The sequence below is a fragment of the uncultured Arcanobacterium sp. genome, from assembly GCF_947253055.1.
Lineage (GTDB): Bacteria > Actinomycetota > Actinomycetes > Actinomycetales > Actinomycetaceae > Arcanobacterium_A.
Genome location: NZ_CAMXYE010000066.1, coordinates 1 through 8353 on the forward strand (window position 1 = coordinate 1; position 8353 = coordinate 8353).

Below are 8353 nucleotides of genomic sequence, written 5' to 3' on the forward strand. Positions count from 1 at the left end.
GTCTTGGTGTGGAGAGAGCTCAAATGCAGCGGCCCTACTTTTTGGGGGATCCCTTTATAGATAGCCACATACTCGCCGGCTGGAGCCACAAAATATTGACTCTGCGTCCACATATATCCGGCGCCGCTCCCGCCACCTAAAACTAATAGGGCGCCGACTAGAGCCGCAATCCGCGCGCGCCGCGGGCGTTTAGGGGGAGTAGCAGATAGAGCGGGGGAAGAATCGTCAAGTAAACTGAGCGCTTTTTCTGCTGCGGAGGCTGGATTGCGCTGCACCTGCACTGGATTAGCACAAGCAGCTCCGACGATAAGCGGTTTTTGCGGGAGCGAATCGGCAGTTTCTGCCTCTACAACATCGGCGATAATTACGGTGACGTTATCCGGAGCTCCTCCGGCCAAAGCTAAGCTCACTAAATGCTGGGCACATTCATCAGGATCACTATAGGAGCTGAGTGTGGATTGCAGCATTTCTTCAGAAACGACTCCAAATAAGCCATCGGAGCAAAGCAGCCATCTATCTCCTACTTTTGCTTCGCGCAGGGACTCATCTAATTCGAGCTCTTCGGGACTGTCGCCGAGCGCCCGCATAATCACATTGCGTTTGGGGTGATGGCGAGCTTCTTCTGGCGTCAATTTTCCTCTATCCACCAGATACTGCACGAGAGTGTGGTCATGGGTCACTTGCGTCAATTTTTCTTTCCGCAGTAGGTAAGCGCGGGAATCGCCAATATGTACCATGGCGAGTTTATTTCCCGAGCGAAGAATCGCTACGCAAGTAGTACCCATTCCGGAAAGCGAAGAATCCACTGCCGTGCGCATAATTAAATCTTCATGAGCGTCTTGGAGTGAATTGTGGAGTCGCCGCAAAAGATCGTCGGCCGGGTATACGTCATCGTTTAAGGAGAGATGGGCGACGGTGACGGAGGAGGCGATATCTCCAGCGGCAGCTCCACCCATGCCATCTGCCACTACCAGTAAATTTTCTGAAGCATAGCCGGAATCTTGGTTAGATTTTCTAATCAAACCAATATCCGAATAAGCTGCATACAGAAATTTTATTGCCATTAGCGCAACTCCAATACCGTCTTGCCAATAGTGATTGGCACACCGGCCTGTAGTTCAGTAGGCGTATTAATTCTCTTTTTCCCTACCCAAGTGCCATTAGTGGAGTTCAAATCCTCTACGTAGTATTTTCCTTCTGCGCGATAGAAGCGAGCATGCCGAGCAGAGGCAAAACCGTCGTCTAGCACCAGCGCCGAATCAGGTGATCGGCCTACGGAAATAGTGGAATTACCGAAGGGAAGTACGGTACCGGCGAGCGGCCCAGCTGTAACTACCAGACTGCCGCTAGTTTCGGTAGCGTTGGAGCTTTTGCGGGCAGGGCGACGGCGATTTTTTGATTTCGGGGCGAGGAAAAAATTGGCGCGCGGTTTTACCTGCGTACCAAAGACATCATTGCGCACCGTTCTCACCACTAAGAGCACAAACGCCCAAAGTAGAAGGAGAAAACCAAAACGCAATAAAGTGATAAAAAGAGTGCTCATGCTGGCTCCGAACTAGCCCAATACATAATGCGCGTACGCCCGATAGTAATAGTGTTACCATCTACCAGCGTGGCAGCTGTAATGCGATGCCCTTCTACGAAGGAGCCGTTAGTGGTATCTAAATCGCGCGCAATTACTCCGCGCGGAGTAACTCTTATCTCTAGGTGTTGCCGGGAAACTCCCGGATCATCTACTGTGATATCGCATTTTGAACCCCGCCCGATAATAGTAACCGGCCCGGTGAGAACGTAGCGTTCTTCGCCAATTTCAATGATTGGATCTTCGGCATTACGGGTGGGTACCGTGGCGGGAGCGACTGCCCCGCGGCGGGAACTGCCCGAAACGGTTATTTTTCCAATTGGCAAATCATTGCTTTTCTGGAAGGAAATTTCTAGCGGTCCGAGAAAGGTATAGCGCTGCTCGCGGGCGTAATCTTCGGCGGTGCGTACTAGCTCTTCTACTAACTCCGCTTCTCCCCATTCGGCTAATTTGCCAAAATCGTGTTCGGAAATGGCAATTAGAAAATGATTGGGCACGATAGTGCGCTCGCGGGTAAGAGCAGTGGCTTGGTCGTCCATCGCTTTTTTAATGCCGGTGGCTAATTCGACGGGCTGTAAATCAGAGCGGAAAGCGCGAGAAAATACGTTATCCACTACATTTTCCATATGCTTTTCAAATTTATCGAAAGCCCCCATGGACAGCTCCTTAAATTGCTTTTCTGCTGGTACGACATTTGCCGGATATCATAGTATAAATCATAGCCGTTTCTAATGCGGAGAAGCAGATGCTGAGAAAAATAATAAAATAGATGCCGGTGGCGTGTATCACGGAGTATATGCAGAAGTATTATTTGAATAAGCTCCTATTAGGCGTGTAAGCTACTAGCGTTCGTTGCTTTGGCTCGAGTGGCGGAATAGGCAGACGCGCACGGTTCAGGTCCGTGTGCCCTTACGGGCATGGGGGTTCAACTCCCCCCTCGAGCACTAAAAATTTTCTTTTATTTCGTGGATATTGGCAAAGTAGAGGCGGTAGGCGAATTAGTGTAATAAATAGCTAGTTGCCGCAGATTATTGCGTTATTAGAAATTTAATTATTTAAGACAGCTGAAGAGTGGTAGATACAAAAATAAAAACGCTAATTATAAATAATAAGGCACTGAAGCTGTAGGTGAGGGTGGAATCCCGCAGCGCTCGGGTGATTCTTCCTCCGAAAATCCCGCCCAGCATAGAGCCAGCGGCAAAAATAAGGGTAAGCGGGATGTCGAGACTTAAATTAGTGCCGAGGCGGCCTGCTAGCCCTAGTGCGGAAGTAATTACCATTACGAGTAAAGAAGTGGCGGTAGCAGTAGACATGGGAAAGCCTAGAGAAAAAATTAGAATCGGCACTACTACTACGCCGCCGCCGATTCCGAAAAAGCCGGTGAGCAGTCCGGTGCTGGTAGCGGCAAGGAAAACAATGTATAGAGGTCGGCGCGGTGCAGAAAGAGCAGCGGTAGTTGGTGCAGTTTTTGAGTTTTTTGCGGCTGGTGCGGTTTTTTCGGTGCGGCGCATTGTTTGAGCGCGGCGTAGCATCACGAGGGCAATTACTATTAAGAGAAGTGAAAAACTGTAGAGCAGAATCTGGCTGGAGATTAGTAGATTAAGGCGCGCTCCGGCTACTGCTCCGAGCAGCGTCAAGAAACCGAAGCTGAGGCCTTCGCGCCAACGCACCTGTTCGCGGCGCGTCAATAAAGCTACGAAAGAAGTGAGCCCCACAATAATGAGCGATTCAGCGGCTGCGGCGTGGGGAGATTGCGAAAGCAAGTAGATAAGTACCGGGATTGAGAGAATTCCGCCTCCAGCTCCGAGCGCTCCTACTACGAGACCGATAAATATGCCGATGCCGGCAGCTAAAAGAATCATAGTTTTCAGTTTAATGGCTTCTTAGTAGTGCCGCTGTGGATGTGAGGGAGAAGAAATTGCTAGTATGGAGGTGGTGCGCTTTGCGCATTCCCGAAAAATATTCGAGATGAGGGAAAATTATGACGTATAAATTGATTTTGATGCGCCACGGGCAGAGTAAGTGGAACGCAAAAAATCTTTTCACCGGCTGGGTGGATGTAGCTCTTTCCGAGCAGGGTGAAAAAGAAGCCGTACACGGAGGTAAATTGCTGAAAGAGGCAGATATTCTGCCGGATATTTTGTACACCTCCTTGCTGCGGCGGGCGATTTCCACCGCTAATCTGGCTTTGGATGCGGCAGATCGGCACTGGATTCCGGTGCGGAGAAATTGGCGGCTTAACGAGCGGCATTACGGAGCTCTTCAGGGTAAGAATAAGAAAGAGATCCGAGAAGAGTATGGAGAAGAGCAGTTTATGCAATGGCGGCGTTCTTATGATGTGCCGCCGCCAGAGATTGCGGCTGGTTCGGAATTTTCCCAGGATCAGGATGTGCGCTATGCCGGAGAGCCGATTCCAGCTACGGAGTGCTTGAAAGATGTGCTTGCGCGCTTGCTTCCGTATTGGGAAGAGGCAATTGTGCCAGATCTTAAATCCGGTAAGACGGTGATGATTGCGGCGCACGGGAATTCCTTGCGGGCAATTGTGAAGCATCTGGATAATATCTCCGATGATGAAATTTCTGCTCTAAATATTCCTACCGGAATTCCGCTTTACTACGAGCTGGATGAAGATACGCTCCAGCCGGTAAAAGCTGGCGGTACCTATTTGGATCCGGAAGCAGCTAAGGCAGCTATTGAAGCAGTAGCTAATCAAGGAAAATAGCAGTAACTGATGCGGGAAATATAAATTTTCCGATTTGACGGTGAGGCGGGCAGCTAGCTGCCCGCCTCATTTTTTGAAAATACATCGCGCTTTACCTGAAATATCTAGCTCTTTTAGGGAAAACGGCTCGCGATTTTAGGAAAACAGCTCGCGCCAGAATTACAGAACAATTACAGAACTCCCAGCTCAACTTCGGCACTGCGGAAAGGATGCGGTTTTGGCTACAACTTGGTAAGTGAATAAGGTTACGCCCCTGCCTTAAAGGGCTGTTTTTGGTAGAATAGAGGCCTAACGAGGGAAAGAGCGAAGCAAATAATGAAATTCAAAACCGGCGACACTGTAATCTATCCACACCATGGAGCAGCTTGTATCGAGGAGATTTCGGAAAAGACTTTTCGCGGTAAAAAAAGAATGTATCTGAAGCTGCGGATTCTAAATGGTGATTTGGTAATCCAGGTGCCAGAAGATTCTTTAGCAGAAGTGGGCGTGCGCGAAGTATCCAATGATGAAGAATTGGAACGGGTATTTGATATTTTGCGGGAAGAAGATGTAGAAGAGCCATCTAACTGGTCGCGCCGATATAAAGCTAATGGCGAAAAGCTCACTTCTGGAGATGTAAATAAAGTGGCAGAAGTAGTGCGAGATTTGACGCGCCGCGACCATGATCGGGGGCTTTCTGCTGGCGAAAAACGGATGCTTACACAAGCGCGGGAAATTCTCGGCTCGGAAGTGGCCTTAGCGCGGGGGTTAGACGGCAACGAAGCCGATATTCTGCTAGATGAAATAATGGGATTCGCGCCGGCAGAAGAATCGGCAGAGTCTCCTGAGTCGGCGGAATCTGCAGAGTAGTCTATGGACGTCGCCGGAATCATACCGGGAGCTGGTTCAGGGAGCCGGCTGGGAGCCGATATTCCGAAAGCCTTAGTACCTTTGGCGGGAAAACCGTTAATAGTGTGGGCGATATTGCGTATGCAAGCGGCAGGAATTTCGCATATCACTGTGGCGGCACCCGCTAATTTTGTGGCAGATTTTCAAGAAACCTTAGCCGGCTGCGGAGAAAATATTTCGATAGTGGTCGGGGGAGCTACTCGCCAAGAATCAGTAGCGCGCGCTCTTGCCGAGATAGAAAGTGAGCTAGTACTTATTCACGATGCAGCGCGCCCACTTACGCCAGTTTCGGTAATAAATAGGGTATTGGCGGCCTTGCGAGCGGGTGCGCCCGGAGTAATTCCGGTGCTACCAGTGGTTGATACGATTAAGCAGGCGCTGGCGGGAGAAGTGGCTGGGCAAGAGATAGTAGCTGCCACTTTAGAGCGTTCTCAATTGCGGGCGGTGCAAACTCCCCAAGGTTTTCAAGTAGATTTGCTGCGGCAGGCACACGCCCGCCGGCAAGCACTGGGGGATTCCAGTGCCTCTGACGATAGTTTGCTTTTAGAAGAGCTAGGTGAGCGAGTAGTGATGGTGCCGGGAGCTCCCGAATCCTTAAAAATAACTACTCCTTTTGATTTGGCAGTGGCTGAGTTAATGGCCAGCTCAGGCGGCGATAATAAATAGTAAGCGAGTCGGCGAGAATACTAACTAGGCTAGCGATAAATACCAGCCAGTTTGAAAATAGATAACGGGATAGAGGCAAGATGGAAATAGCAGATATGCGCGTAGGCATCGGTGTAGATGCGCATGCGTATCGAGCAGATAAAAAGACCCCTCTGCATTTAGCAGCTTTAGAGTGGCCCAATGAAATAGCCTTAGCTGGGCATTCCGATGCCGATGTGGCTGCCCATGCGGCTTGTGATGCACTTTTAAGTGCCAGTGGCTGCGGAGATTTAGGAAGTATCTTTGGTACTTCTCGCCCGGAGTGGAAAAACGCCGCGGGGGCGGCTCTCCTAGCAGAAACGCTGCGTATTCTGCGGCAGGCTGGTTGGCAGGTGCAGAATATCAGTATTCAGATTATCGGCGAGCGCCCGCGTTTTGCCCCACGCAAAGCGGAGGCAGAGCAAAAGTTGCAAGAGATAGTGGGAGCGCCAGTGAGTATCACGGCCACCACTACCGACTATTTAGGATTTACCGGTAGAGCAGAAGGGCTCGCAGCGATAGCTACGGCACTTATTTATCGCGCGCGGCGATAGCTACTCGCCGGCAGCAAGCAAATTAGATTTCTTGATTCTTTACCGGCAGGAAAGATACCAGCCCTACTAGCAGCACTAAAGCAATACCCAGAATTCCGAAATAAGCAGTATCGGCTAAAGAGTTGCCGGTGATAGCTGCACCGATAGTAATCGCAGTGGAGTACATAAAAGGAGAAAGGAAAGAAACTGCGCGCCCGGTAGTGGCGTAGAGTCCAAAGATTTCTCCCTCGGTGCCTTTCGGGGCGATGCGTGCCAGATAGGTACGGGAAGCCGATTGGGTCGGGCCTACGAATACGCAGAGCCCCAGCCCGAAGATCCAATAGATTTGCTTAGCGCTCAAGCCCATAATTCCGGCATGGCCGATAAACACCATCATGCCCATTAGCACCATTGAGGTGACGGAGATGATAATTACTTTGCGCGCGCCGAGAATGTCATCTAAGTAGCCGAAAGCGATGGTGGCAATACCGGCTACGAGATTGGCTACTACTCCGAAAATAATTACTTCGCCGCCGGCAAATCCGAAAGCGGTGCCGGCAAGTACGGCCCCAAAAGTGAAGACGCCCGCCAAGCCGTCCCGATAGATAGCAGAAGAAATTAGGAACCACACTACCGAGCGATCTACTTTCCAAATTTCTTTAATAGAACGGAAAAGCTGCTTATACGCTCCGATAATTCCCAGAGAAACGGTGCCCTTTTTCCGGGGCTTATCTTTTGCGATAAGCATGATAGGCGCGGAAAATACGAGCGTCCAGAGGGCAGCTATTAGCATAGATACCCGCACATTTAAGCCATTTTCAGAAGTTACTCCAAACCAGCCAACTTCCGGATTTATGAAACCAACAAAGAGAATAAGTAGTAGTACTATGCCGCCCACATAGCCTAATCCCCAGCCGAAGCCGGAAATTTTTCCTACATTCTTGCTATTAGATATATCGGCCAGCATGGCGTTATAAATTACTGACCCAGTTTCAAAGGCAATATTACCGGCAGCTAATAAGAAAAGCCCTAGCCACAGCCGCCCTTCATTCGGAGAAACGAAGAAGAGTGCCGCCGTGATAAACACCGTTAAGAGGGTAGTGGTATTGAGTACGGTGGCCGATTTTCCAGAGCGGTCTACTGCTTGCCCCAAAGCGGGAGCAACTATTGCCACTAGTACACCAGCCACCCCTAAAGCCAATCCCAGCTGGGCATTAGCGCTCTCTCCAAAGAGTTTTGGATTAGTTAAATACACCGAGAATACGAAAGTGGTGACTATGGCATTAAAAGCAGCAGACGCCCAATCCCAGAATCCCCACGCCCAGACGCGGCCGGTAAAAGTTTTTTCACGTTTTTTAGAGTTAGAAGTTGCAGACGGCGGATTCACAGATGAATTAGATATTTTTTCCGCACTGCTTCCTGCTGGTTCAGAAATATGTTTGTTCACACTATTTACCCTACGTGGAATTTCTAAATAAAGTGCAGTTTTTTGCAAACTCTTTACAAATTGTTTTTTGCGGCGCGGCGTGCGCTGAGTGCTGAGTGCGGTGTTGCGCGGCGTGCGCTGAGTGCTGAGTGCGGTGTTGCGCGGCGTGTGCTGAGTGTTGAATGCTGAGTGCTGCGATTTTTACTGCACTGTGCGCCACTCGCGCGCGCAAAAGTTTTCGCGCCCTTCCCCTCCACAAGGTAGGCTTAGAGAGTGACTTTTAAGATATATGATTCAGCATCCCGCTCTTTACGCACTTTCACTCCGCTCGCGGCCGGAAAAGCGGGAATCTATCTCTGCGGGGCTACCGTACAGGGGTCTCCCCACATTGGGCATATCCGCTCTGCGCTAGCTTTCGACGTTTTAGTGCGCTGGTTGCGCCGCCAAGAATACTCCGTCACCCTTATCCGCAATGTGACAGATATTGACGATAAAATTTTAGCTAAGGCGAGTGCCGC

9 protein-coding genes, 1 tRNA gene and 1 pseudogene are annotated in these 8353 nt (G+C 50.1%); 6 read left to right on the plus strand and 5 right to left on the minus strand.

Annotated elements, in window-relative coordinates:
• The 3 genes from Q0X35_RS05170 to Q0X35_RS05180 all read right to left on the minus strand — a co-directional run.
• The coding region (locus Q0X35_RS05170) for a PP2C family serine/threonine-protein phosphatase (RefSeq protein WP_297566233.1) at window positions 1-1064 on the minus strand (1064 nt) is incomplete at its 3' end.
• A complete protein-coding gene (locus Q0X35_RS05175; protein WP_297566235.1) occupies window positions 1064-1543 on the minus strand; it encodes an FHA domain-containing protein in 480 nt (159 codons plus the stop codon). The genes Q0X35_RS05175 and Q0X35_RS05170, both read right to left, overlap by 1 nt.
• A complete protein-coding gene (locus tag Q0X35_RS05180; protein ID WP_297566237.1) occupies window positions 1540-2238 on the minus strand; it encodes a DUF3662 and FHA domain-containing protein in 699 nt (232 codons plus the stop codon). The genes Q0X35_RS05175 and Q0X35_RS05180 overlap by 4 nt, the downstream gene beginning before the upstream one ends.
• 204 nt (window positions 2239-2442) lie before the next feature.
• Between Q0X35_RS05180 and Q0X35_RS05185 the strand changes: the two genes are divergently transcribed.
• Window positions 2443-2526: transfer RNA gene (locus Q0X35_RS05185), tRNA-Leu, on the plus strand.
• Window positions 2527-2637: 111 nt separating this feature from the next.
• On the opposite strand, the gene Q0X35_RS05190 is transcribed toward Q0X35_RS05185, so the two are convergent.
• Entirely contained in the window at window positions 2638-3444 is an 807-nt protein-coding gene (locus Q0X35_RS05190) for a sulfite exporter TauE/SafE family protein (protein WP_297566244.1), read from the minus strand.
• A gap of 119 nt (window positions 3445-3563) precedes the next feature.
• Here Q0X35_RS05190 and Q0X35_RS05195 point away from each other — a divergent pair, with 119 nt between their 5' ends.
• The 4 genes from Q0X35_RS05195 (at window position 3564) to ispF (ending at window position 6430) form a co-directional block, all read left to right on the plus strand.
• Window positions 3564-4304 (plus strand): phosphoglyceromutase, encoded by a 741-nt coding sequence (locus Q0X35_RS05195; protein WP_297566246.1) that lies wholly within the window; start codon window positions 3564-3566, stop codon window positions 4302-4304.
• A 315-nt stretch (window positions 4305-4619) separates the two neighbouring features.
• Window positions 4620-5153: a CarD family transcriptional regulator gene (locus Q0X35_RS05200; protein WP_297566248.1), complete on the plus strand. Its 534-nt coding sequence runs from the start codon at window positions 4620-4622 to the stop codon at window positions 5151-5153.
• A 3-nt stretch (window positions 5154-5156) separates the two neighbouring features.
• Window positions 5157-5858, plus strand: coding sequence for a 2-C-methyl-D-erythritol 4-phosphate cytidylyltransferase (ispD, locus tag Q0X35_RS05205; RefSeq protein ID WP_297566250.1), 702 nt, complete (start codon window positions 5157-5159; stop codon window positions 5856-5858).
• 80 nt (window positions 5859-5938) lie between these two features.
• Complete coding sequence (gene ispF, locus Q0X35_RS05210; RefSeq protein ID WP_297566252.1) at window positions 5939-6430, plus strand: 2-C-methyl-D-erythritol 2,4-cyclodiphosphate synthase; 492 nt, start codon at window positions 5939-5941, stop codon at window positions 6428-6430.
• 22 nt (window positions 6431-6452) lie between these two features.
• Here the strand turns inward: ispF and Q0X35_RS05215 are convergent, their stop codons facing one another.
• The gene (locus tag Q0X35_RS05215) at window positions 6453-7796 is read right to left on the minus strand and encodes an MFS transporter (protein ID WP_297566254.1); all 1344 of its coding nucleotides are present in this window, start codon (window positions 7794-7796) and stop codon (window positions 6453-6455) included.
• A gap of 312 nt (window positions 7797-8108) precedes the next feature.
• Here Q0X35_RS05215 and Q0X35_RS05220 point away from each other — a divergent pair.
• A pseudogene (locus tag Q0X35_RS05220) lies at window positions 8109-8353 on the plus strand (cysteine--tRNA ligase); the annotation flags it as partial.